Origin of the sequence: Crenothrix polyspora, from assembly GCF_900163755.1 — a bacterium.
GTDB lineage: Bacteria > Pseudomonadota > Gammaproteobacteria > Methylococcales > Methylomonadaceae > Crenothrix > Crenothrix polyspora.
The window spans coordinates 45,966-68,644 of sequence record NZ_FUKI01000002.1; the positions used below are offsets into that span (position 1 = coordinate 45,966).

Genomic DNA, 22,679 nt, shown 5'->3' on the forward strand with positions numbered 1-22,679 from the left:
ATACAGAATGAGTTTAAAGTTCCTTAATGACTAAAGTATAGTCTTTTAAGTAAATATGTACGGGTTTGTTGTAAATATTTTTTGTTAAATCTTCGCTAATCTTGTAATTTCCGGCAATTGAAATTAACTCGGCTTGTAAATGTGTACAAAAAATACGGGCATCGGTATTGCCTTGTACACCAGCTAGTGCGCGTCCACGTAATGCGCCATAAATATGAATATTGCCTTCAGCAAGAATTTCTGCACCTGCACTGACTTGTGCCAGAATAATCAAGTCACCTTGTGCATAAATACGTTGACCAGAACGGATAGGTTGCGTAATGATCATTGCTTTGCTAGATGCCGCCTCTTTGGAAGGGTTAACATCCTCGGTTATCTGTGTTGCTGGTATTGTTTTTTGCGTCTCTACTGGGTTGGTGCGATTACTGCTATTAGAATAAACGGGAATACGTAACGCTAACGCATTTTTATTTTGCTGCAAAGAGCCGCCACGTATACCAATGGGTAACAAGCCAAGCTTGCGTGTTATTTCGGTAATTAAGGCAATATCAATGTCAAGATGTTGCTTGGTAAGTTCCTTTAAGTCAATGATTACCGGAGAATTTTTAAAAAACTCAGGGGCTAGTTTTATTTTTTCCTGGAGTTGTTGTTCTATGGCCTTTAATTCATTACCCGATAAAATCAAAGCTGGCACAGAAAAAGAACTACTTTTAAATTCTAAAACAGGGGGGTTGTAAGCTGTTGTTTGATTGTCTGTCGACATCCGCTTAATGTTCTCAGTTTGTTAATGGTAGGATTCTAGCATTGCTCATTAAAAAAAGCATTGTTAGCGATGCTAAATTTTGTTTTTGCTACTGACTAGAGTGATGTTTTTAAAATAAAAATTGAAATCATAAATAAAAATAACAGTTTTTTCTAGTTTTTAAATTAAAGACGTTGGGTTTTTGGTAAGTTTAGTAAAAATTGAGGGTAGGGCAAGTTTATATTGCTTACAGGCTGTTATGTTTGTTTTTTTGTGGTTGCGCTGTTACATAGTGCGTGGGAAACTGTGGATGTGTCTTGCAATTGCTGTTGTTTTACTTTAATTTAGCGACATATCCGTAAAGGCTAGGGGTGCTTCATAATGTGTTGTGAGGCTGAGAGAAACCCTTTGAACCTGACTCCGGTTAATACCGGCGTAGGAAAGCCACAACTTCCCTGCGCCTTATTGTTTTATTGTTGGAGATAAGCATGAGCGCTATCATTAAAGAAGTAAAGTCTATTGAGTCAAATACTGTAAAAATTGACTCTTATCCCGCATCAGAAAAAATTTATGTGCAAGGCAGTCGTCCTGATATTCAGGTGCCCATGCGTAAAATTACCTTGTCGGATACGCCTGTGCATTTTGGCACGGAAAAAAACCCACCGCTGTATGTTTATGACACCTCCGGTGTGTATACCGATCCTAATGTCGCCATTGATTTAAAAAAAGGCTTGGGTTCGGTGCGTGCGGCGTGGATTTTAGAGCGTAACGATACTGAGCTTTTAACAGGGCCTAGCTCTGATTTTGGCCGTCAGCGTTTGGATGATACCGCGACAGCGCATTTACGTTTTGAGCATATCCGTGCGCCACGACGCGCCAAATCTGGCCATAACGTATCGCAAATGCACTACGCGCGTAAAGGCATTATTACCCCAGAAATGGAATATATTGCTATTCGTGAAAATCAAAACATGGAATTGATGCGTGATTTATGGAAGGGTCAACATCCAGGGCAATCATTTGGTGCGGCTATTCCCGATGCTATCACCGCTGAATTTGTGCGTGATGAAGTGGCCAGAGGCCGCGCTATTATCCCTGCCAATATCAACCACCCTGAATTGGAGCCGATGATCATTGGTCGTAATTTCTTGGTGAAAATCAACGGTAATTTGGGCAACTCTGCGGTAACGTCATCTATTGATGAAGAAGTGGAAAAAATGCTCTGGGGTATCCGCTGGGGCGGCGATACCATCATGGATTTATCGACGGGTAAAAACATCCATGAAACCCGTGAATGGATTTTACGTAATTCCCCTGTACCCATAGGCACTGTACCCATTTATCAGGCGCTGGAAAAAGTGAACGGCAAGGCGGAAGAACTGACCTGGGAAATGTACCGCGATACTTTGATTGAACAAGCTGAGCAGGGCGTGGATTATTTTACTATTCATGCCGGTGTACGCTTGCATCATGTGCCGTTAACCGCAAAACGGATGACTGGTATTGTGTCACGCGGCGGTTCTATTATGGCTAAATGGTGTTTGGCGCACCATACCGAAAGCTTCTTGTACACGCATTTTGAAGAAATTTGCGAAATTATGAAGGCTTATGACGTATCGTTCTCATTAGGTGATGGCTTACGTCCGGGTTCTATTTATGATGCTAACGATGCGGCGCAATTTGGTGAACTGGAAACCTTGGGTGAGCTGACCAAAATTGCCTGGAAGCACGACGTACAAACTATGATAGAAGGCCCTGGTCATGTGCCGTTGCACATGATTAAAGTTAATATGGAAAAGCAGTTGGAAGTATGTGGCGAAGCGCCGTTTTACACATTAGGGCCGTTGACCACCGATATTGCACCAGGTTACGATCACATTACCTCGGCGATTGGTGCGGCTAATATCGGTTGGTACGGCTGCGCTATGCTGTGTTATGTCACCCAAAAAGAGCATTTGGGTTTGCCTAATAAGCAAGATGTTCGTGAAGGCATTGTGACTTATAAAATTGCGGCGCATGCGGCGGATTTAGCCAAAGGCCATCCTGGCGCACAGGCACGCGATAACGCGATGTCGAAGGCACGCTTTGAGTTCCGTTGGGAAGATCAGTTTAATATCGGCCTGGACCCTGAAAAAGCCCGTGAATTTCACGATGAAACGCTGCCGAAAGATTCAGCCAAAGTGGCGCATTTTTGTTCGATGTGTGGCCCGCATTTTTGTTCGATGAAAATTAGCCAGGATGTACGGGATTATGCCACTGCAAAAGGCATCGCTGATGAAAATGAAGCGTTAAAGTTGGGTATGGATGAAAAGTCCAAGCAGTTTTTGGAAGAAGGGGCGGATATTTATCATAAAGTCTGATAACAAGTAATATTTGTAGGCACTGAGCGCACTGGATTTTAGCGGCGTTAATAAAAAAGCCTCTGTTCCTAAGTTTTCAGGAGCAGAGGCTTGAGTTATTGTGTAGTGCGGCTAAAATTTGCCCGTACTGGCATTTTATGGGCTTGAGTATGCCAGGGGGTTACACATCTAAAATTTTTGTAATTTATACACGTTGTAGCCCATTCTGGTTTTGCTGACGAGAATGAAAAGTCACATTAACTTCCACATCGGCATCCAATTTACCAATAATAGAAATCATCCGGTCGAGTGTAAACCGGCTAAGCTTGGCGTTGCGGATACGTGAAAACTCCGCGTGTGAAATCCCCGTCAATTTTTCGGCATTACGTGTCGATAGCTTGCGATCATCAAGAAGTTGGATGATTTTTGCCGCAATAATAGCGCGAGCTTGTTCTAACACTGCATTGGGTCGGCCAAAATCACGGTAGATATTACCGCTGCCGCGTACCAGCTCCAATTCGTTATCGTTCATTTTAAAGCCTCTTTTAATCGTTTGATTCGTGCATAAATTAGATCGACATCCATTTGTGGTGTTTTGATCCCAGATTTCGATTTTTTTTGGAAGGCGTGGATTACCCAAATATCCGCGCCGATTTTAACCGCGTAAAGAGTACGAAAGGCATTACCGTCGTGGCGTAATGCTATCTCGAATACACCACCATCAATACCCAAGAAAGGTTTTGCCTTGTCGGATTTGCCGCCTTCGGCAGCAATGGTCAGTGCATCAAACATATCGCATTGCACGTCCTCCGGAAATTCTTCGAAATCTTTACGCGCTGCCTTTATCCATGAAATAGCTTTTGTTTTTTTCATGTCAGTTATGTTGCCAAATTGGGCAACATTTTGCAAGCTAAAAATTGTACAGGAAAGCAGTAAAAATATTATCCTGTATTGGTTCAATTCAACCACGCAGATGGGGCAATTCAACCACTATGCATTTTTTTTAAAAAAATACCTTATCTATCAATTCTATAAATTATGGCATGCAAAGTGCTGTCTGTTTAAGTATCCCCTACAAGGATTTGGCGATTGCTGGTAAATCCGCCCGATACTTACTTTAGACATCATTAAAGGTTGCAATAATAGTATGAAAATAGACATGGATAACGTTTATAAGACCGCTGACGACCTTGAAAAACACGGTCAAACGGTTTCATTTAACGTGGACAATGCCATAGCGCACATAGCCCACTGGTTGCCCACGCAAGGCCCAATTAAGGATTTTATCCACCATAACACCTTGCATTCAGTACAGCATTTCCCGTTTCATCACGGTGTGGCGGTGGCTGCCAAAATTTTTGGTGCCAGAAGCTATCTGCCCTTAAACGATTACCAGGATCTTTATAGCAAAGGCAGAATCACCCCTGCGGCACTGGATTGGGCCGTCAAACGCTCAGGTTTAATCGGAAAGCCACAAGATGAACTGGTTGGGCGCTTGTTTGTCAGGGATGCCCATAGCCACTATCCACCGATTTCCATCGCTACTAACGGTATTCGTACTGCCTTGTTAACCTATCTGGAAGTAGACTTAAACGGGCGTGTGCATCCGGTACTGTTTCGCTTGTTGAGTAATTTTCTCGACCAGGGCATCAGTCGCTGGACCATGCCTAAAAGTGGTGAAGGCTTTTGGGATTGCGTATTGCGGCTGGTACATAACAGCTTTTTACCGTTATACCCTTTCCATGACCACCGGTTGCGTGAGTTGTTTCTGGAAACACCCGACACCGTGATCCGCATCTGCTTGGAAAAAATCGTTGGTGATAAAACGCTTTACGAACAATATATATTGGAGATGCTGTTGGCGCATCCCGGTTGGTCGGGTATGGTGAATATGATCGAGCAAGCGCCCAATATTCTGTTAGTGCCACGTTCCATTTCACTCAAAGAACTAATCGCCGTTGAGCTGGCCTGTGAATTGGCGTTTTTGTACAAGAAAAAAGGTGAAGCTTTTGAAGGTATTTCACAACTGCCGCAGCTTGCCAACATTCCACGCTTAAGCGAGGTGGCGAGCAGCGCCAAGGTAGCGGTGCGCCTGAAAGTATGGCATGAGGCGATGGAATGGGCGTTGCACACCGAGCTGCTTCGCGCACTAAAAACCCAAGCGCCAGCCCCCAAACCGGATGCCGCAATACCGTTAAGAATACAGTCGGTGTTTTGTATTGATGACCGTGAATGCTCCATCCGTCGCCATTTGGAAAGCCTAAACCCAGCTATAGAAACCTTTGGCGCAGCCGGATTTTTCGGTATCGATTTTCTGTACCAAGGTTTGGATGACGCTTACCCTGTCGCCCAGTGTCCGGTGGTGATTACCCCTAACCATTTAGTGATGGAATCGGGCAATCCACCCAAACCCAAAGACAGCGATTTTTCCAATATGCACTTTAGAGCGCATTCGCTGCTGCGTGGCTGGCTGTTCACCCAAACCTTGGGGCTGGGTTATGCCATCCGCTTGGCCTGGAACGTGTTTAGCCCGACCGCATCAATGGCGAAAATTCAAAAGCTTAGCGAGATTAAACCACATTCCAAGCTGCATTTGCTCAGGGAATCCGATGTGCCTACCAAAGACGGTTATTTGCTGGGCTTTTCCTTTAAGGAAATGGCTGATCGCGTCGGTGGTTTGCTCACCAATATTGGTTTGACCGACAATTTTGCCGCCCTGGTGGTCATTGTCGCGCACGGCTCCAGCAGCGTGAACAACCCACATTTTGCCGCTTACGATTGCGGCGCGTGTTCCGGCAAGCCTGGCTCGCCCAACGCCCGTGCCTTTGCCTGGATGGCCAACCACGAATCAGTGCGGAAAATATTACGCGAACGTGGTATCGACATCCCCACTAACACCCGCTTTATCGCTGCCTTGCACAACACCAGCCGCGATGAGGCCACTTATTTTGATGCCGAGCTGCACGAAACTTTTGCCTTTAAAGAATTGGAAGCATTCAAGGCCACCATGACACAAGCACTGGAACGCAATGCCAAAGAGCGTTGCCGCTGGTTTGAGCTGTCCCCCAAAGCCCATAACAAAGCCCATCAGCATGTCCGCGCCCGTGCCTCGTCCATTTTTGAGCCACGGCCTGAATACAACCATTCCAACAATCTGTATTGCGTGGTTGGCAAGCGCGAGTTGACCAAAAACCTGTTCCTAGACCGCCGCGCCTTTTTGCATTCTTACGCCGCCGAAACCGACCCCACCGGCAGCATCTTGGTCAAGATTTTGGGTGCGATTATTCCGGTGTGTGGTGGCATTAACCTGGAATATCTGTTCTCGCGCATTGATAACTCGGTGTATGGCGCGGGCACTAAATTGCCGCATAATGTCATCGGCTTGCTGGGGGTTGCCAACGGTGTTGAAGGCGATTTGCGTACCGGCTTGCCGCAGCAAATGATTGAAGTTCACGAACCTGCGCGTTTGTTGATCGTCATTGAACAAAGCCCAGAAGTTATCGACCAGTCTTTGGCTAACATCGGTGACCTTAAGGAATGGCTGGATAACGAATGGGTGCGTTTGGTGGCGTGCAGGCCTACAGATCGGCAACAATTTTTATTTACCGCGACCGGTTGGGAAACCATCGATTTACCCGTCGATGCCAGCAGCCCGTTGTTCACTCGCCCAGAACAGGTGTTCGATGTCCAAAACCAAACCATACCGGCGCATCAACTGACACGGAGCCTGTCATGAACGGACTTATTTTAGCCTGCCAATTGATACCCCTGCTGGGCTTTGTCTTGGTATTTTTATCGCCTAATAACGAAAAAGTCATTTCCACCATCAGCAACTGGATTACCCATTTAACGGGCGTAAGTATTATTGCTTTACTGGCATTGTGGGTCAGTCACGGTTTTCAAAGTTATGAATACGTATGGTTTAGCCTGTACGAAACTGCCGATTACCACTTTCCTATCCTGTTTTATCTGGATCGGGTCGGGGCGGTTTATTTGGTATGCGTGTGGATTATATTCTCCATCATCACCAAATACTGCCGTTACTATTTGCACCGTGAAACCGGCTACAAGCGTTTTTTCCTGAATATTTTTGGCTTTTTGTTTGGGCTAAACTTAATCATCCTGTCCGGCTCTATTGACATGCTGTTTGCCGGTTGGGAGATTGTCGGCATATCGTCTTTTATGCTGATTGCCTTTTATCGCCACCGCGTGCAGCCAGTCCGAAATGCTTTGCGTGCCTACACTATTTATCGGTTCTGCGACATTGGCCTGTTGCTGGGGACGTGGATGAGCCACATGCTGTTCCACGAAAGCCCACATTTTAGCCAAATGGCCAGCTTGGCTGAGAACAATGTGTTGTCGTCGTTGGGCTATGGCGAGCTGTCATTGCTGACGTTTTTGATTATTATCGCGGCTTCCGGTAAGTCGGCGCAGTTTCCGTTTTGTTTTTGGCTGCCGCGTGCAATGGAAGGCCCTACGCCGTCCAGTGCGATTTTCTATGGCGCATTGTCGGTGCATTTGGGGGTGTTCTTGTTGCTGCGTACCGATCCCATCTGGAGCTACCATGTCGTCACCCGCGCCATTATTTTCTTTATCGGTTTGTTGACGGTCATCATTGCCAGTTTAGCGGAAAAAACCCAATCCAATATCAAGGGCCAGATTGCTTACGCCTCTATCACCCAAGTCGGCTTAATGTTTATCGAACTGTCGCTTGGGCTGGATACTCTGGTGTTATTGCATTTTATGGGCAATGCGTTTTTGCGCTGTTACCAGCTATTGGTGTCGCCGTCCATCATCACCCATTTGTTACGTGTCGAAGGTGCGGCGAATACTGATTTCTACATTGAAAAAAATCCGATGCGCCAGTTTTTGCCCCTTTCTATTCGCAACCAATTGCCGGAAGTGTTGCAAAACACTTTGTATGTCTTCGCCTTGCAGGAAGGTGGTTTGGAATTTTTAGTACGCAGCCTGTTGTGGACACCGTTTAAGCGCATAGGTGGCTGGGTCAACGCACTCAATGTGTGGTGGTTAGGCCTGATGACCTTAACTGCATTGGGCGGCGGTGTCCTGATAGCAACCAACACTGCTATTGACCACAAATATCTGGCCATACCCGTGTCGATAGCGATGATTATTGCCTCCTCCAGCGCCTTTAGTCAAAAGCACAGCCCGTTTAAGGTCTGGAACAGCATCCTGTTAAGTTACATACTGTCCGGTGTTGCTGTTTTGTTGATTAATCCGCACATAGGCTCGGATGTGCTGATGTTTTTCTCTGGCATCTTACCGTCCTGGCTGCTGGGGATCATCGTGTTAAGCAAGCTGCTTAAAAACCAGCACTTTGAGGCCGCACCGTTTGCATTTCGGGCAATGGCAGAGACACAGCCTAAGCTATCATTGTTATTGTTTATTAGCTTTTTGGGGCTGGTTGGCTTTCCAATTACCCCTGCGTTTCTTAGCGAAGATATTTTATTGGCACACGCCAGCAGTGAGCATCCGTGGTTTGCGCTACCTATTACCATTGCGTTTGTGGTGAACGGCATTGCGGCAGCCAGGGTTTATATGGGCTTGTGTATGGGCAGGCCTAATGAAACCTACACCGTATAATTATTCGAAAAGAGATAACAAAACCATGTCCCCTAAAAAAATGAAACCACTGAAAATAGCCGCGTTGATAAGTGCTGTAGGCATCAGCTGCCCTGCTTTTGCTGTAGACGATGTATTACAGGATTCCGGCAGTTGGTCGCAGATGGTCGGTGAAGGCAGCTTGGGCATTATTGACCCTAAACTGAGTAAAGCACGGCTATGGCTAGAAGGTCAGGCGCGTGTCAATGATGATTTTGGCCATTTTTATCAGGGCATGGTACGTGCTGCCGTGGGTTATTCTATCAGCGACCGTGCCACCTTGTGGGCGGGGTATACCTGGTTGCCTACGCAAAATATCGGCAAGTCGTATGTTAACCAACAGGATATCTGGCCTGCGTTCCGCTATGTGTTACCGACTGATTATGGTACGGTCATGTTCAGAACAATGCTGGAAGCCAATTTCATCCCTGGCAGCGATGTACGGTTTCGGCCACGCCAGATGATAAAGTTTACACACCCGTTTGAATTTGAACCCAAACTCAGCTTTATTACCTGGGATGAGTTTTTCATCCGTGTTAATACCACCGCTTCGGGGCAAGCAGGATTTGATCAAAACCGTGCTTTTGTTGGACTGGGTTGGACATTTAACAAAAACTTTCGTCTTGAGGGCGGCTATATGAACCAATACCTGGATGATGCGACCCATACCAATAACACCATGCGTCATTTAGCAATGGTGTCATTGTTTATGAATTTTTAATCTTTGTTCGTGCTGGGTGGGGTATCGTAGCTTCAAGTGCTCCTCATCTATTACCAGGTGATGAGCAGACAGTCACCAACAAGGAAATAGTCATGCGCATACTCTGGTTTTTTATTCTGTTGTTTATTGCAATTCTTGAAATTAGCCCAATTCCCATCACCCCGTTAATATTAATTTGGATCGTACTGTTTCGTCCGCCCTGGTTTTATAACCTGGTCATCAAAATTTATGACAAGCAACCGTGACGGGAATCTCGATAGGGTTTCAATATTCGTATGTTGTCCAAGTTGCGGTAACCATTATGTAACCTATGTAAAACAGCAAGTCTTTAATAGAACAATAAACAGTGGTGGGATTAGTGTCGTGGTGCGAGAACTGGGCATTAACCCAAATACAGACCTGAGTGAAATTAAAAAAAACGCTGCATTGATGCAACAGGTAATGCTCGCACACATTACTTTGGGTGGCGTGAGGCTATTCGTTGCTAAGGAACGTGCATGAAATAAGTTGAACAACTTAAACGCCATTTCCGTTCGTGCTGAGCCTGTCGAAGCATGAACTTGCTCACGTTATTTCATACACATTCCTAAGAGAAGTAGCGGGCTCTAGTGTTTAGTCGCTTAAATCAAAAATGCCAGTCGCTTCTGTTTTGCTTTAACGCACAGGTTGCCAGAGCATTTTTTCGTGCATCGATGGCATATTTAGGGTGGGGTATAGGCTGATTTAAACACCACGCATAATGTTTATGGTAATCATCATGCCACTGGTTGCCGGATAGTTTACATTGCACTTTAAGATTCGTTTTATTTTGCTCTATGGCAACACGGGCATAGTGATTACATTTTAATTGTTTCAAGGCATTAGGATTTACCACAGGGCTTATAAGTATTAAGCCCAGTAACACCAACAAAATTTGCCGCTTAACTGAGTTTATTACCGGAACACTCGCACTAAAAACGCTAAACCCCCTACCAATAATAGCCAGTACAATACAAAAAATCCCTAGCACTAAAAGCTTATTTTCTACCAACTACGTCTCCTTGTAATGTCATTTAACAAACATTTAAATGCCTATTCCCACCAGTTGCTCTAGCATTACCTTATTTGTTAGGCAATGGCTACCATCTAGCGGATCATTGGCTCGACGCGGACGTTTTAACCGGCATTCTACCGGATCATTTGGATGTTCCACACCGTAAAACGTATTGATAATAGCCTGCTCTTGCATATGATTAAAGGCATGGGTCTGAGCAAACATGACATACTGAAATACCAAAGCCTGGTTTTTTATAACCCACGCAAATTTTGCAGATTTTGCTAGTTCTCCATTAGCGCAACCTACATAAGCATTGGTTCTTGACAGCTTTACTCCCCCTGATAATTCCCCTAGCAAAGCTGAGGTGTAGCAATCACGCGGTAATGACATCTGGCAATAATAGTGCAAGGTAAGATCAGACCAATGTATGTTGGCGTAGGGATTTTTAAGGCAATTGGACATCATTTTGTAGCCGTGTATGGTGTGCATGGGTTGGCCTAAACGACGACTACCAAAGGCATCGGCGCTTTGATTCATGGCGGTTAAAATTGCTTGTCCCGGTATATTTAAATTAACACCTGGTGCATAAGCAACATAATCTGCGTAAGCGTCTTTTATTAATAGGTCAATGTCTGCTTGTGTCGATAAAGATTGCCAATTTTCTACGGCTGGCGTGGTCTCTTCTGACAGCGTAATAGCCAGCTTTTGCAAAGTAGCAACATCCAGTTTCCCTGACTTTGGCAGCCCTGATTTTTCCTGAAAAGCATATATGGCAGCAAAAGTATCGCTATTCACTAGTCCATTAAGAACACCTGGATTAAAACCTTGCGCAGTGAGGTTGGTTTGCGCTTGCTGCGTGACAGGATTGTAACCAGAAGCAAAACCTACCCCGTAAAATTCCAGCAGCACAAAAAAAATACAATACCGTAGATTAACAATCATAATATTCTACCCTCACTACAGCCAGTAGTTAGTTTTTACTAAAATATCTAATGTATGGTAAAAAACTAATCTCGCTATTACCTAACAGCGCTAATACCTTATCGTTATTTTAAAATAACGATACTTAAATTTATGGAGACGCATCACCACGCAAATATTTTTTCGATGAAAATGGGGATATAGTAAGGCAAAATAGCGTTAAAATCTGTGATTTTTTTCACATTTAATTGCAGTATTATTGGTTTGTATATTAAAAAAACATCTTCGGTTAAGCAAAATATATGATGCAACTTTCAGACGTTATTGTTTTCCAATGCTTGATTGGCTATGCCAACCTAAGGTGAAATAGTGTAATAAAATGACAGTTTACCGAGTGCTGTGAAATTTTTCATGGCGGGTCTGGCTTGCGTGAGCAATACATCAATTCTAAAACATGAGAATCAATATGACCGATACATCGCTCAGCGAATCAGTACAAAATTATTACGGACAAGTGTTGCAATCCAGTCAAGATTTAAAAACCAGCGCCTGCTGTACGCTGGATGCTATGCCACGGCATTTGCGTCCATTGCTGGCTGATTTACACCCCGAAGTGCTGGCGCGTTTTTATGGCTGCGGCTCGCCGTTACCGCCAGCATTAGAAGACTGCACCGTATTGGATTTAGGTTGTGGTTCAGGACGTGATTGCTATTTGCTGTCGCGACTAGTGGGTGAAAACGGCTGGGTGATAGGGGTTGATATGACCGAAGAGCAGTTAACAGTGGCTAAGTCTCACAGCGATTGGCACAGTGAACGTTACGGCTACGCTCGTTCCAATGTTGAGTTTTTACACGGCCATATTGAAGATTTAAGCGCGGTAGGCATTAGAGACAACTCTGTTGATGTGGTGGTGTCCAACTGCGTTATTAATCTGTCATCAAACAAACATAAGGTATTAGCAGAAATTTTCCGTGTGCTTAAACCGGGGGGGGAGCTGTATTTTTCTGACGTGTATGCCGACAGGCGTATTCCGCCCGCACTCAAACTCGATCCGGTATTATTAGGCGAGTGTTTAAGCGGTGCTTTGTATTGGGAAGATTTTCGGCGCATTATGCAAGATTTGGGCTGCCCTGATATGCGTGTCGTCAAAGAAAATCCTATCACTTTAGATGACACGGAAGTGGCGGCTAAAATCGGCATGGTGGGTTTTCGATCGGTTACCGTGCGGGCGTTTAAAATGCCTTTGGAAGATCGCTGCGAAGATTTTGGCCAGCTGGCGGTTTATAAAGGTACGTTGACACAACACCCGCATGCCTTTGACCTTGATGACCACCACCATTTAGAAACCGGCAAACCGTTGCGTATTTGTGGCAATAGCGCCGATATGCTCAGTAAAAGCCGCTATGCAGAACACTTTCAATTTTGGGGTGACAAGACCACCCATTTTGGTCTGTTTGATTGTGCGCCACCCAATAAAGGTCAGCTCACAGCATCGGGCGCGGCTTGCTGCTAATGGTTAAGTACGGTGCGATTGCGGTTTTTGTTAAAACGCCAGGCCTGTCACCGGTTAAGACCCGCTTGGTCAAAACTTTAGGCACAGCAAACGCTGAGGCCTTTCATCTGGCAGCAGCCAAAGTGGTTTCAGCCGTTGTTCAAAACACCGCACTGCACGGTTATTATGCGGTTGCTGAATCTAGCGCATTAAGCTATGGCAACTGGCAAAACATGCCCTGTCTGTGGCAAGGTGAAGGCGGTTTGGGTGAGCGTATGGCGCATATCTATAATAACTTATTGCAACAATACGCTTTTGTTATTTTGGTAGGCGCTGATAGTCCGCAAATGACCGCTAGCCATTTACTGATGGCGAGCAACTGGCTAGCCGATAAGGAGCAGGCACGCTTTGCCTTCGGGCCTAGTTTTGATGGCGGTTTTTGGCTATTTGGCGGCAATCGCATTATACCGCTCGCTTGCTGGACACAGGTTAGCTATAGCACGGCAGATACCGGCGCTCAATTTCTAGGTAACCTACAGCCCCTGGGTGAGGTGCAAACAATTACCACCTTGCACGATGTCGATGAGTCGGCTGATTTGGTGCTGTTACACACCGCGTTGCATGATTTAACTGCACCTATTCCTGAACAAGTTGAATTTAGGCAGTTTTTAGAAGTCCTGCTACGGCCTGATTTTTAACCTAATTAAAGTGGTTTTGCCATGTATAACGTCAAGCCTTTATTACTCGACAGCCAATTTCCACAAATTTATCGTGGGCGATTGACTACCTTGCAGATGAACCTGGGCTATTTGTGCAATTTAAGCTGTACGCATTGCCACGTTAACGCAGGGCCTAAGCGCACGGAATTAATGAGCCGCGCCACTATGGAGATCGCACTGCAATTTGCCAAACAACAGCACATTTCCCAATTGGATGTGACCGGCGGTTCACCGGAAATGAATCCTGAGTTTCGCTGGCTGATTAAAGCCGCTAAAGCACAGGGCTTGCAGGTTATCGACCGCTGCAACCCGACTATTTTGGTAGAGTCAGGTTACGAGTGGGCAGCCGAGTTTTTAGCCGAACATCAGGTGGCGGTGATTGCATCGCTACCGTGTTATCTGGAAAGTAATGTCGATGCACAACGCGGCAAAGGCGTGTTCGCGGCCTCTATTAAGGCACTGCAAAAACTTAATGATCTGGGCTACGGCAAAACTGACAGTGGCTTGGTGCTGAATCTGGTGTTTAATCCGCAAGGCGCTAGCCTGCCACCGCCACAACAACAGCTGGAAGTCGATTACCGCCAGTATTTGCACGACCAGTTCGATATACAGTTTAACCAATTGTTTGCCTTGGTGAATATGCCGATACAGCGCTTTGGTGCGGTGCTGTTTGCCAACGGCAAGCAGCAGGACAACCCGCGTGCGGTGTTTGATGGCTATTTACAGTTGTTAAAGGATACTTATCAAGCGCAGAACTTAGATAAGGTGATGTGCAAAAGCTTAGTGAGTGTGGACTGGCAAGGCTTTGTGTATGACTGCGATTTTAACCAGATGCTGGCACTGCCCTTGGCAGGTGGAACGCCAAAACACTTGCGGGATTTACTGGATGTCAATTTTGCAGCGACAAAAATCAGTGTGGCTGAGCATTGTTTTGGCTGTACGGCGGGGCAAGGTTCAAGTTGTGCGGGGGCGCTGACTTAGAAAATTACCTGGTTGTCATAACCCCGTACAAGCTGCTTCAGGATTATTAGAGCTAACCCGCCAGGTATTTTCATCTATATCTAGGACAATATGTTGACCACAGACGTACAGAAAACCTGGCCGAGATCTTGCGCAGAAAAGGAAAAGACCTTTAGGTTCTGGGGTTATATGAAAGTTGACTTTGGTAGAGCATTTATAGCCTTTTTTATCAAGTAGAGTTATCGCCGGAAATAACTCAGTGCCAATGGGAATCAATTTAAGTGCAAAAGCATCATAATCGCGCCCTGATAACGGAAAACATCCCGTTAATAACATGCTAAAAATACTACAAATAAATAAGCGGATTAATAATTCCACTGCCATTAACCTTTTTCACCGTCCACTCTGGCACTGGTCAGCATAGGCAAATACACCACCACAAATAACGCAAACGCCACGAGCCACAACAACATGGCGATATAAACAAAACTGCCATACCACGCAGGTACAGCAATCGGTAGCAATACCCTAAACACCGCCGCTAAATTAATCAACACAAACGCGATAACGATGGTGTTGGATGCCCGCATCGCTCTGCCGGTATGGCCTAATGACACTCTGGCCATCATACCTACGGTTAACACACCAATGCCGCCAATGGTAAATGCATGCACGGCCGCAGAAGGTAACACCAGCCCGAAAGCCGCTAAGGCAGTGAGCAAAAATCCCAGAATAAGCCAACCGTAACCGGTGTACAGCACCCATAATAACGGCACATACCAAATTTTTTGTATATGCCACTGATAAACCCTGGCGAGATTGGCCAGCGCGGCAACCATAGCCACCAGCGCCAACAAAATGCCGGTAGTGCCCATTATTTGCAAATCAAATACCAATACCGCCGAGCCAATGGCGACGGCATCCAACAGCGGATTTCTGACCACTAAAGCGGCGGCGATGCCGCGATGGGTAAAGAAAGGCAACACTCTGCCGGCAATAATCAATATCAGCACGATGATAGTCGCCATGATGATGTGAATGCCAATAGCGGCGCTATGTTTTTGCAAGCCCAAAATTTCACTGTGCATCAAGCCATTGCCTAAGGCCAGCACCAGTAAGACCACGACAAAAATAAGATTGCTGTACTGCTTGGCCTGCACAATAGGTTTGCTGACCTGATACGCTAACAACGGCAAAAACGCAAAATCAATCAAGGCAATGAGTGCATCCGGTAGCACGCCTTCGTAAAAAGGCACGACACGGCCATACAGCCACACTAAGGCTAAACCGGCTAAGGGCTTGCCAGTGACGGTCGGTTTCCCTGTCCAGTTTTTGACAGCGGTTAACAAGAATCCGGCAATCACTGCCACCGAATATCCCATGAGCATTTCATGCGCATGCCAATAGCTGTTAGAAAAATAATTGGCCTGGGTGAGTGTACCTTTAAAAATAGCACTCCACAGCACCAGCAATACCAGTGCAGACAAGCCTGCCAGTGCGAAAAAAACCCTGAAGCCCAAAGCAAACAACGGGTGGTCAAAAATAGCGTGTGTTTTTGTCATGATTAACGTTCCAACCAGTCTAATTCGGTGTGCGAGAAGCCTGCGATTATACGCATTTCTCGATTAAAAGGGCCTTTCGGTCTGCCGCCGCGATAATAGTGATTAATTAATGCTTTGTATTTATCTTCTGAAACATAACCTTGTTGGTGGCAGACAAATTTAAACCAGTGTGAGCCACGTTCTACATGCCCCACTTCATCGGTTAAGATGCGCGTTAATAAGGCCACGCTGGTTTGATCGCCCATTGCCTCAAATTTAGTGATGAGGGCGGGGGTTACGTCAAGGCCTCGCGCTTCCATGCAGCGCGGCACCATCGCCAGTCGCCCTAGTAAGTCATCGGCGGTATCGACCGCGTGATCCCACAGGCCGTTGTGTGCGGGCAAGTCACCGTATTGTATGTTCATGGTGTGCAGATGCGCTTGTAGTAACTCAAAATGCTGGGCTTCTTCATCGGCTACCTGTAGCCAGTCTTGGTAAAATTGTTCGGGTAAGCCGCGAAACCGATACAATAAATCCCACGCCAGGCTAATTGCCATAAATTCAACATGGGCGATGGCATGAAAAAAAGCTGCAATACCTGCAGCCGTGGTTAATTTACGGTTTGGCATAGCGCGTGGTGCTAATAACATCGGCTTATTCGGAAACTTTACTTCCGAGATGGCTAGAACGGGTTGACTGGTGTTAACGTTTAATTTTCCTAGCTGCCAGTTGTGCCATGCCTGATGGGTCAATGTTAGTTTTTCTTCTATACTGGTGGTGTGCAAAAACGCTTCTGCACATTCAAATACCGTTTTCATGGCTCTCCTTACTATATGATTGCACCAAACGCTCACCGCGCGAAATTTTTAAATACCCTGTTTTTAACAGGCTATTGTGCATGGATTTACTGGTTATCGGCGCATTCGTCGCTTAAACCACCGATTGATTTTGGTATTTTATACCAAGATAAACTTTACCATGCCGGTGCGTATTTCATTATGAGCGTACTCGCGTATCGTAGTTTTAAACATTTTATAGCGTGCTCTGATGTTTTAATTATAGTCAGTATTGTATTTTGCAGTATTTACGGCATAACCGATGAATGGCATCAATCTTTTGTTATAGGGCGGTCTTCGGATGTGATAGATTGGTTTGCAGATAGCGTAGGTGCGAGTTTAGCAATGGTTTTTTTGCATTCCCCTATACGCTTTAAAAAGGCTGAAAAAATTGCGCAATCGTGAAATGATGTAGCACCGCTCATAAACAGACAAGGTCGTTTATTTTAAATTTTTTACACGGAGTCAATTCATCAATACGCAAGCAAGTATTCATTAATTGCTAGGCATTAATTTAAGCAACCACGCTGCAAAGGTATCTTTATTACGCGAACAAATAATCACCTTACCTTTACCAGAGAATTTTAACACCATGCCTTCACCGCTGGTGACGCTGTTAACCAATTGTCCTAGCAAGCCGCCTCCGCCTTGGGTTGCGACTGAAATTTCATGGTGTAATGCGCTGTCCCAAGCAATAACGTGTGCGTTATCAATAATAATATCTTTGCCAGGCTCAACGTCCAGTACAAAACTAGAGCCAAAACCAGATACCGCAAGTTTGCCAACTCCACTGGCTTCGCAAATAAAAAAGCCACCGGTTTGGCCAAAGAGCGCACTGCCTAAGCGTTGGGTTTTTACATTTAAACTCACGCTGCTGTCGGCGGCAACAAAAGCGCCGTCAGTGATCATATAGTTGGTATTGCCAACGTCTAAAATTTCTATCGCGCCGGGTAATGTTGGCGATAATAAACAATCGCCGTCGCCACGCACGGCTTCAATATGTTGTTGAAAAAACGATTCGCCATTGGCCAAACGGCGCATTATGGCACTGCCAAGGCCACCGGTCATTTTACCTTTCAGTTCTAAAGCGCTTTCCATCATAACCATTGCATTAGATTCGCAATAGATTTTTTCGCCGTGTTTCAGGCTGACGTGTAAAAATGGATCGACATCGCCGGTAATTGTGTATTGCGCCATAAGTCCGCCTTGCGTATTGTTTTAAAAGTAATTTTTTACTAAAAATGATGGTCATGGAAAACATAAAAGATATACAGCGTTTTCACAGTTCAATAGTTACAGCGTAACCGTTCGCACTGAGCTTGTCGAAGTGTGCCGATCATGCTTCGACAAGCTCAGCACGAACGGTGGCTGTAACTGTCCTAAGTTGAAAACGCTTTAGAAAGCCTAATCAGCGTACGTATTCACTTCCCTCTTTAAAAAAGAGGGAGGCTGAACAAGTACTCATCAGCAAAGCGCTAAGTTTAGTTGGGCTCTGTATTTTTTGTGTGCTTTTGTATTTTACGCGGAAGAAAATCTGTACAACAATAGTTGTGAAGAACGTTCTTCTTAATTTTTATGGCTTACTATTCCAGTATTTGCCCTCGCTTTCACGAAATAGACTGAGTGGCGCTGGCTGATTTTTCGTATCAAAGGTTATCGCGCCACTGTACGCGGTGTTGACTATGTGTGCCTGGCTTTGTTGATAGCGAGCCAATACCGTAGGATGCGGGTGGTGAAACTGATTTAAATACCCCGCTGGAATAATAATGTTTTCTGCACCAACTGCCGTTAAAAATACCTGCGTCGATGAGGTTTTACTACCATGATGCGCGGCTACTAATACGGTCGATTTTAACTGTTGGCCATACTTAGCCACCAGACGCAATTCGGCCTCCGCCTCAATATCGCCGGTTAATAACACCGAGCCGTGCTTGGCTTTAATGTGCAACACGCAGGAATTATCATTGTCCGACTCAAACACATGATCCGGCGATAGCAGCGTAAATATCACCTCATCCCAAACCCAGCTTTGCCCCGCTTTACACAGCGTAGCTTGGTATGCCGCCAGTTGTGCGGGCACGCTGCTGAGAACCTGCGCGGTGGGTACATTGTTTAGCAAGCTGTCCGCACCGCCAATGTGATCGCTGTCACCGTGGCTGATGATTACTGTATCAAGCTTATCGACTTGCTGGCTGCGTAAAAACGGCAATAACACGGTTTGGCCGCTGTCAGTGCCAGAATTATATTTTGGCCCAGTATCGTAAATTAACCAATGGTTAACGGTTTGTACCGCCACCGCCAAGCCTTGCCCTACATCCAATACCGTTAGTTTAATGTCACCCGTTTTAGGATGCTGGGTTTTGGTAAACACCAGTGGCAATAATAAAATAAGCCCCAAGCTTCTTACTGGCATGCCGCGTGGTGCCAGCAACAGCATTATGGCAGGTATAGCAAACAGCAATACCCATGCTGAAGGCGCAGTATGGCTTAAGGTGGCCCAAGGTAAATCGGCTAAACAGTCTAGCAGCCACAGTAAGCATTGTAAGATTTTATCGACCAACCAAAACAACGGCAATGCCAGTGTGGAAGACAGCGGTAATAAAATGGTCGCTACCAATGCGACAGGCACAATCAATACTTCAATAACCGGTACGGCAATAAAATTGGCCAGCGGTGCAATCAGAGAGATTTGTTGAAAAAACACCAATAACAAGGGTGCTAAACCTACCGACGTTGCCCAATTGACTTTAAGTGTGCCCAGCATGGCGCTGGGTGTTATTAAGCGGGCGCTGATAGTGTAGATAATCAGTGCTACCGCCAGAAACGATAACCAAAAACCAGGCGATAAAACCGCTAACGGATCAAACATTAAAATGGCCAGCATGGCCACAGCTAAGGTATGGAACGGACGATTATTACGTTGCAGCACAATCGCTATCATGGCGATAGCCAGCATAATCAGAGCGCGTTGCGTGGGCACGGTAAAACCCGCAATAGCCGAATACAACAAGCCAAACAGTAAGGAATCCAGCGCGGCTACTGTTTGCGGCGACCAGACCAATATGCCGGTTCTGGCCCAACATTTCAGTGTTAATAAATACACCAAACCGGCAACCAGGCCAATATGCGAACCAGAGATAACAAATAAATGCGTCGTGCCGGTATTACGAAAAATATCCCATTGCGCCTGACTAATACCGTGGCCATCACCCAATGTTAAGGCTTTTATTAAGCCCAGGTTGGTGCTGTTGGGTAGCTGTTGCGTTAATAAATCACTGATGTTTTGCCGCCAGATAGCAACGCTGCTCCATGTGGAATTACGGGCTAACAATACGGGGGCAGGGTGTTTGCGTACCGAACCTGTTGCACCGATGCTTTCGGTAAACAGCCAGCGTTCGTAATCAAATGCGCCAGGGTTTAACGTGCCGTGCGGGCGTTTTAATTTAAGGGTAAATGCCCAGTGTTCACCGGCTTTTACGGGGTGGTTAGCGTCATACCAGCTTAAGCGTATGCGCGATGGTAGCGGGACGTTGGCTTCAGTAACGCTAAAATTAAATCGTACACCTTTATCGTGCGGTTCTGGTAGATCCAAAACAATGCCTTTAACAGGAATGTTTATGTTTTCCAAATACTTAGGTAATTGATCTGCTAAGCGTAGCATGGCAAACACAATAGCCCACAATACGCCGATGCTAAAACATAGACACAGCCAATAGCGCCGCCATACAATAACAGCAACGACGGCAATACCGACGTAGAGCCAATGACTCTCTGGTAGCACAGAAAATTGTTGGACGACTATTAATCCCGCTAAAAATGACAGCGTGGCTGGAATCATGGCATGTGTACGCTGGGCAGCGGATAAACCTTAGTTGATAGATAACCTCATTTATAGACCATTATGGCGAAAGAATTAATACAAAAAATATTAAACCGGTTTGTGCCTGATCCAGAATTTATAAAACACCATAAGAGTCTGCAATTTTTAGGTGATAAATTACACGATCCTAATTTGTGGCATTTAACCCGTCGCTCCATATCAGTGGCGTTTGCGGTTGGACTTTTTTGTGCCTGGATTCCAACGCCCACACAAATGGCATTTGCGGCAATGGCGGCGATTTATTTTCGTGCTAATTTACCCATTTCTGTGGTGTTGGTATGGATAACCAATCCGGTTACCATGCCGCCGTTGTTTTATTTTGCCTATCGGGTCGGGCTATCCTTTATGAATATAGAATCGGCTAATGCGGCGTTTCAATTTACCGTGGAAGGTATTTGGTCGGGCTTGGGTGATGTCTGGCAGCCGTTTTTGGTAGGGTGTTTAATTTTAGGTATTACCTGCTCTACGGCAGGTTATTATGGAATTCGCTATTTTTGGGCGTATGACATTAAGAAAAAATGGGCAGCTAGACAGCTGAAAAGAGCAGCTAAGGTTTAGTGTTTTGGGCTATTCACTTTAGCCTGGCAAAATATAGGATGCTGAAAATAGGTTGGGGGTGATGTTAAAAACGCCAACCCATGAGGTACAAATACACATCTCCTAACATGCACTATAATTCTTCCATATTAACCAATGTGGAAGAACTAGATGACACTGTTTGATGTGTATGTAAACGGCATTAATCCCCAAAGATTAGGTGAACTAGAAACCATAAAAAAAAATGTCGCCTTAGCACTGTCTCAACAACAAGATTTAGAACGCTTGCTTTATCCTGCAAGCGGGTCTGTGTGTATTCAAAAAAATATCTCAGAAAGCGCTGCCAGAAAAACCAGTGCTATTTTGACGAAAATGGGCTTGTTGTGTTCGCATCAACCCAGCAAACAAAACTACTGGCAGAATCTATCGCTGGTACCCTTAGAAAAGATGGAATCTATTGTCATCGAGGAGGTTTTTGTCTGCCCCGCTTGTGGGCAACAGCAGGCGCTTAACGCCAAGGCTGAGCCTAAATTTTGTCCATTTTGTAATGTATATGTCAATAAATACAGAGAAGAGGAACGGGAAAAAAAGGAATACGAGGTAATACACCAAAAAATGCAGCGACTTGCGCAAGCTAGCATTGACTATGAAAAACAGCAGCAACGCGAAAAAGAGGAAAGACGCCGTAAAGCCTTACTAGAAGAAAGGATCGCAAAAGAAATGGGCTTGCGCTACTCATTTGGGTGGCGGTCAATTTTTCATATAGTTAAATTGGCTCGTAAACATTATGAGGTTACGCTTGCTACCACAGTATTTTTTGCTGTCTTGGCAGGGGCTATTTATCAATACGAGCCACGGCAAAACACCAACACCCAAGATTTCACTTTCGCGATACCTGAGCAAAGCTCAGTTCCTCGCGCCATTACACAGCAAGAGCCATTTACTCAGCGCGATATGCTAGATGCCTCAGCAACCGAGTTATCGACACAAAAAATTCAGACACCTGCCCAAATAGAAGCCAAGCATAATCGTACCCGTATTTTAGGTTTTATGAATACCATAGGTTTGGATGCAGGTGATAGAACCGCCGTTACTCATGCCAATTTAGTAACACCAGAGAATAGATTATTTCTGGATAATCTTTACGGGGAATTAAGCGCAGATGTTGAATGGGACAGCTTTATTACTAGTACATCAAATCATATAAAAACAGGATAATAAAAATCTTCAAATCATGAATGAAACGCTGTTGTGTACTACATCAAGTTAATATTTAAATCCTGTTGATTTACAATTTGGTGTACTAGGTTATCGAAAGCTAATATCGCTTCTG

20 protein-coding genes and 1 riboswitch are annotated in these 22,679 nt (G+C 45.2%); of the genes, 10 read left to right on the forward strand and 10 right to left on the reverse strand.

Annotated elements, in window-relative coordinates; all coding sequences use genetic code 11:
* Positions 1 to 13: 13 nt before the first annotated feature.
* Positions 14 to 763: a septum site-determining protein MinC gene (gene minC / locus CRENPOLYSF2_RS00565; RefSeq protein WP_087142025.1), complete on the reverse strand. Its 750-nt coding sequence runs from the start codon at positions 761 to 763 to the stop codon at positions 14 to 16.
* Between the two features lie 336 nt (positions 764 to 1,099).
* A riboswitch (TPP riboswitch) is annotated at positions 1,100 to 1,201 on the forward strand.
* A 29-nt stretch (positions 1,202 to 1,230) separates the two neighbouring features.
* Here minC and thiC point away from each other — a divergent pair.
* Positions 1,231 to 3,102: a phosphomethylpyrimidine synthase ThiC gene (thiC, locus tag CRENPOLYSF2_RS00570; RefSeq protein WP_087142026.1), complete on the forward strand. Its 1,872-nt coding sequence runs from the start codon at positions 1,231 to 1,233 to the stop codon at positions 3,100 to 3,102.
* Between the two features lie 184 nt (positions 3,103 to 3,286).
* On the opposite strand, the gene CRENPOLYSF2_RS00575 is transcribed toward thiC, so the two are convergent.
* Positions 3,287 to 3,613 carry a helix-turn-helix domain-containing protein gene (locus CRENPOLYSF2_RS00575; RefSeq protein ID WP_087142027.1) on the reverse strand — a complete coding sequence of 109 codons (327 nt, stop codon included), beginning with the start codon at positions 3,611 to 3,613 and terminating at the stop codon, positions 3,287 to 3,289.
* Entirely contained in the window at positions 3,610 to 3,954 is a 345-nt protein-coding gene (locus CRENPOLYSF2_RS00580; RefSeq protein ID WP_087142056.1) for a type II toxin-antitoxin system RelE/ParE family toxin, read from the reverse strand. The genes CRENPOLYSF2_RS00575 and CRENPOLYSF2_RS00580 overlap by 4 nt, the downstream gene beginning before the upstream one ends.
* Before the next feature lie 274 nt (positions 3,955 to 4,228).
* Between CRENPOLYSF2_RS00580 and CRENPOLYSF2_RS00585 the strand changes: the two genes are divergently transcribed.
* The 3 genes from CRENPOLYSF2_RS00585 to CRENPOLYSF2_RS00595 are packed head-to-tail and all read left to right on the forward strand — an operon-like array spanning position 4,229 to position 9,424.
* On the forward strand, positions 4,229 to 6,817 hold the full coding sequence (locus CRENPOLYSF2_RS00585) for a YbcC family protein (RefSeq protein ID WP_245807841.1): 2,589 nt from the start codon (positions 4,229 to 4,231) through the stop codon (positions 6,815 to 6,817).
* On the forward strand, positions 6,814 to 8,685 hold the full coding sequence (locus CRENPOLYSF2_RS00590) for a proton-conducting transporter transmembrane domain-containing protein (RefSeq protein ID WP_087142028.1): 1,872 nt from the start codon (positions 6,814 to 6,816) through the stop codon (positions 8,683 to 8,685). Before CRENPOLYSF2_RS00585 ends, CRENPOLYSF2_RS00590 begins: the two co-directional genes overlap by 4 nt.
* A gap of 25 nt (positions 8,686 to 8,710) precedes the next feature.
* Positions 8,711 to 9,424, forward strand: a complete 714-nt coding sequence (locus tag CRENPOLYSF2_RS00595) for a DUF2490 domain-containing protein (RefSeq protein WP_087142058.1) — start codon at positions 8,711 to 8,713, stop codon at positions 9,422 to 9,424.
* Between the two features lie 625 nt (positions 9,425 to 10,049).
* On the opposite strand, the gene CRENPOLYSF2_RS00600 is transcribed toward CRENPOLYSF2_RS00595, so the two are convergent.
* Together CRENPOLYSF2_RS00600 and CRENPOLYSF2_RS00605 are read right to left on the reverse strand one after the other, a co-directional pair.
* Complete coding sequence (locus tag CRENPOLYSF2_RS00600; protein ID WP_087142029.1) at positions 10,050 to 10,454, reverse strand: hypothetical protein; 405 nt, start codon at positions 10,452 to 10,454, stop codon at positions 10,050 to 10,052.
* Between the two features lie 33 nt (positions 10,455 to 10,487).
* Positions 10,488 to 11,402, reverse strand: a complete 915-nt coding sequence (locus CRENPOLYSF2_RS00605; RefSeq protein WP_087142030.1) for a peptidoglycan-binding domain-containing protein — start codon at positions 11,400 to 11,402, stop codon at positions 10,488 to 10,490.
* Positions 11,403 to 11,847: 445 nt separating this feature from the next.
* Here CRENPOLYSF2_RS00605 and CRENPOLYSF2_RS00610 point away from each other — a divergent pair, with 445 nt between their 5' ends.
* The 3 genes from CRENPOLYSF2_RS00610 to arsS are packed head-to-tail and all read left to right on the forward strand — an operon-like array spanning position 11,848 to position 14,573.
* The gene (locus CRENPOLYSF2_RS00610) at positions 11,848 to 12,894 is read left to right on the forward strand and encodes a methyltransferase domain-containing protein (RefSeq protein WP_087142031.1); all 1,047 of its coding nucleotides are present in this window, start codon (positions 11,848 to 11,850) and stop codon (positions 12,892 to 12,894) included.
* Positions 12,894 to 13,571, forward strand: a complete 678-nt coding sequence (locus tag CRENPOLYSF2_RS00615; RefSeq protein ID WP_087142032.1) for a TIGR04282 family arsenosugar biosynthesis glycosyltransferase — start codon at positions 12,894 to 12,896, stop codon at positions 13,569 to 13,571. Before CRENPOLYSF2_RS00610 ends, CRENPOLYSF2_RS00615 begins: the two co-directional genes overlap by 1 nt.
* Before the next feature lie 21 nt (positions 13,572 to 13,592).
* Positions 13,593 to 14,573 (forward strand): arsenosugar biosynthesis radical SAM (seleno)protein ArsS, encoded by a 981-nt coding sequence (arsS, locus tag CRENPOLYSF2_RS00620; protein ID WP_087142033.1) that lies wholly within the window; start codon positions 13,593 to 13,595, stop codon positions 14,571 to 14,573.
* Between the two features lie 15 nt (positions 14,574 to 14,588).
* Here arsS and CRENPOLYSF2_RS00625 read toward each other — a convergent pair whose 3' ends face one another.
* The 3 genes from CRENPOLYSF2_RS00625 to CRENPOLYSF2_RS00635 are packed head-to-tail and all read right to left on the reverse strand — an operon-like array spanning position 14,589 to position 16,911.
* Positions 14,589 to 14,936 (reverse strand): hypothetical protein, encoded by a 348-nt coding sequence (locus CRENPOLYSF2_RS00625; RefSeq protein WP_087142034.1) that lies wholly within the window; start codon positions 14,934 to 14,936, stop codon positions 14,589 to 14,591.
* The gene (locus CRENPOLYSF2_RS00630; RefSeq protein WP_087142035.1) at positions 14,936 to 16,114 is read right to left on the reverse strand and encodes an NnrS family protein; all 1,179 of its coding nucleotides are present in this window, start codon (positions 16,112 to 16,114) and stop codon (positions 14,936 to 14,938) included. The genes CRENPOLYSF2_RS00625 and CRENPOLYSF2_RS00630 overlap by 1 nt, the downstream gene beginning before the upstream one ends.
* Before the next feature lie 2 nt (positions 16,115 to 16,116).
* Positions 16,117 to 16,911: a ferritin-like domain-containing protein gene (locus tag CRENPOLYSF2_RS00635; RefSeq protein WP_087142036.1), complete on the reverse strand. Its 795-nt coding sequence runs from the start codon at positions 16,909 to 16,911 to the stop codon at positions 16,117 to 16,119.
* A gap of 15 nt (positions 16,912 to 16,926) precedes the next feature.
* On the opposite strand from CRENPOLYSF2_RS00635, the gene CRENPOLYSF2_RS00640 reads away from it, so the two are divergent.
* A complete protein-coding gene (locus CRENPOLYSF2_RS00640) occupies positions 16,927 to 17,334 on the forward strand; it encodes a VanZ family protein (protein ID WP_087142037.1) in 408 nt (135 codons plus the stop codon).
* Positions 17,335 to 17,424: 90 nt separating this feature from the next.
* Here CRENPOLYSF2_RS00640 and CRENPOLYSF2_RS00645 read toward each other — a convergent pair whose 3' ends face one another.
* Both CRENPOLYSF2_RS00645 and CRENPOLYSF2_RS00650 read right to left on the reverse strand, forming a co-directional pair.
* A complete protein-coding gene (locus CRENPOLYSF2_RS00645; protein WP_087142038.1) occupies positions 17,425 to 18,126 on the reverse strand; it encodes a TIGR00266 family protein in 702 nt (233 codons plus the stop codon).
* A 376-nt stretch (positions 18,127 to 18,502) separates the two neighbouring features.
* On the reverse strand, positions 18,503 to 20,767 hold the full coding sequence (locus CRENPOLYSF2_RS00650) for a DNA internalization-related competence protein ComEC/Rec2 (RefSeq protein ID WP_087142039.1): 2,265 nt from the start codon (positions 20,765 to 20,767) through the stop codon (positions 18,503 to 18,505).
* A gap of 63 nt (positions 20,768 to 20,830) precedes the next feature.
* Here CRENPOLYSF2_RS00650 and CRENPOLYSF2_RS00655 point away from each other — a divergent pair, with 63 nt between their 5' ends.
* Positions 20,831 to 21,367, forward strand: coding sequence for a DUF2062 domain-containing protein (locus CRENPOLYSF2_RS00655; protein ID WP_087142040.1), 537 nt, complete (start codon positions 20,831 to 20,833; stop codon positions 21,365 to 21,367).
* 150 nt (positions 21,368 to 21,517) lie between these two features.
* Entirely contained in the window at positions 21,518 to 22,564 is a 1,047-nt protein-coding gene (locus CRENPOLYSF2_RS00660) for a hypothetical protein (protein ID WP_087142041.1), read from the forward strand.
* Positions 22,565 to 22,679 lie beyond the last annotated feature (115 nt).

Excerpts from the sequence above, each read along its gene's own strand:
- thiC (WP_087142026.1), top strand. The coding sequence starts at position 1,231 with ATGAGCGCTATCATTAAAGAAGTAAAGTCTATTGAGTCAAATACTGTA.
- CRENPOLYSF2_RS00660 (WP_087142041.1), top strand. The coding sequence starts at position 21,518 with ATGACACTGTTTGATGTGTATGTAAACGGCATTAATCCCCAAAGATTA.
- CRENPOLYSF2_RS00595 (WP_087142058.1), top strand. The coding sequence starts at position 8,711 with ATGTCCCCTAAAAAAATGAAACCACTGAAAATAGCCGCGTTGATAAGT.
- CRENPOLYSF2_RS00625 (WP_087142034.1), bottom strand. The coding sequence starts at position 14,936 with ATGGCAGTGGAATTATTAATCCGCTTATTTATTTGTAGTATTTTTAGC.
- minC (WP_087142025.1), bottom strand. The coding sequence starts at position 763 with ATGTCGACAGACAATCAAACAACAGCTTACAACCCCCCTGTTTTAGAA.
- arsS (WP_087142033.1), top strand. The coding sequence starts at position 13,593 with ATGTATAACGTCAAGCCTTTATTACTCGACAGCCAATTTCCACAAATT.
- CRENPOLYSF2_RS00575 (WP_087142027.1), bottom strand. The coding sequence starts at position 3,613 with ATGAACGATAACGAATTGGAGCTGGTACGCGGCAGCGGTAATATCTAC.
- CRENPOLYSF2_RS00645 (WP_087142038.1), bottom strand. The coding sequence starts at position 18,126 with ATGGCGCAATACACAATTACCGGCGATGTCGATCCATTTTTACACGTC.
- CRENPOLYSF2_RS00610 (WP_087142031.1), top strand. The coding sequence starts at position 11,848 with ATGACCGATACATCGCTCAGCGAATCAGTACAAAATTATTACGGACAA.
- CRENPOLYSF2_RS00615 (WP_087142032.1), top strand. The coding sequence starts at position 12,894 with ATGGTTAAGTACGGTGCGATTGCGGTTTTTGTTAAAACGCCAGGCCTG.
- CRENPOLYSF2_RS00605 (WP_087142030.1), bottom strand. The coding sequence starts at position 11,402 with ATGATTGTTAATCTACGGTATTGTATTTTTTTTGTGCTGCTGGAATTT.
- CRENPOLYSF2_RS00580 (WP_087142056.1), bottom strand. The coding sequence starts at position 3,954 with ATGAAAAAAACAAAAGCTATTTCATGGATAAAGGCAGCGCGTAAAGAT.
- CRENPOLYSF2_RS00590 (WP_087142028.1), top strand. The coding sequence starts at position 6,814 with ATGAACGGACTTATTTTAGCCTGCCAATTGATACCCCTGCTGGGCTTT.
- CRENPOLYSF2_RS00655 (WP_087142040.1), top strand. The coding sequence starts at position 20,831 with ATGGCGAAAGAATTAATACAAAAAATATTAAACCGGTTTGTGCCTGAT.
- CRENPOLYSF2_RS00635 (WP_087142036.1), bottom strand. The coding sequence starts at position 16,911 with ATGAAAACGGTATTTGAATGTGCAGAAGCGTTTTTGCACACCACCAGT.
- CRENPOLYSF2_RS00640 (WP_087142037.1), top strand. The coding sequence starts at position 16,927 with ATGATTGCACCAAACGCTCACCGCGCGAAATTTTTAAATACCCTGTTT.
- CRENPOLYSF2_RS00630 (WP_087142035.1), bottom strand. The coding sequence starts at position 16,114 with ATGACAAAAACACACGCTATTTTTGACCACCCGTTGTTTGCTTTGGGC.
- CRENPOLYSF2_RS00585 (WP_245807841.1), top strand. The coding sequence starts at position 4,229 with ATGAAAATAGACATGGATAACGTTTATAAGACCGCTGACGACCTTGAA.
- CRENPOLYSF2_RS00650 (WP_087142039.1), bottom strand. The coding sequence starts at position 20,767 with ATGATTCCAGCCACGCTGTCATTTTTAGCGGGATTAATAGTCGTCCAA.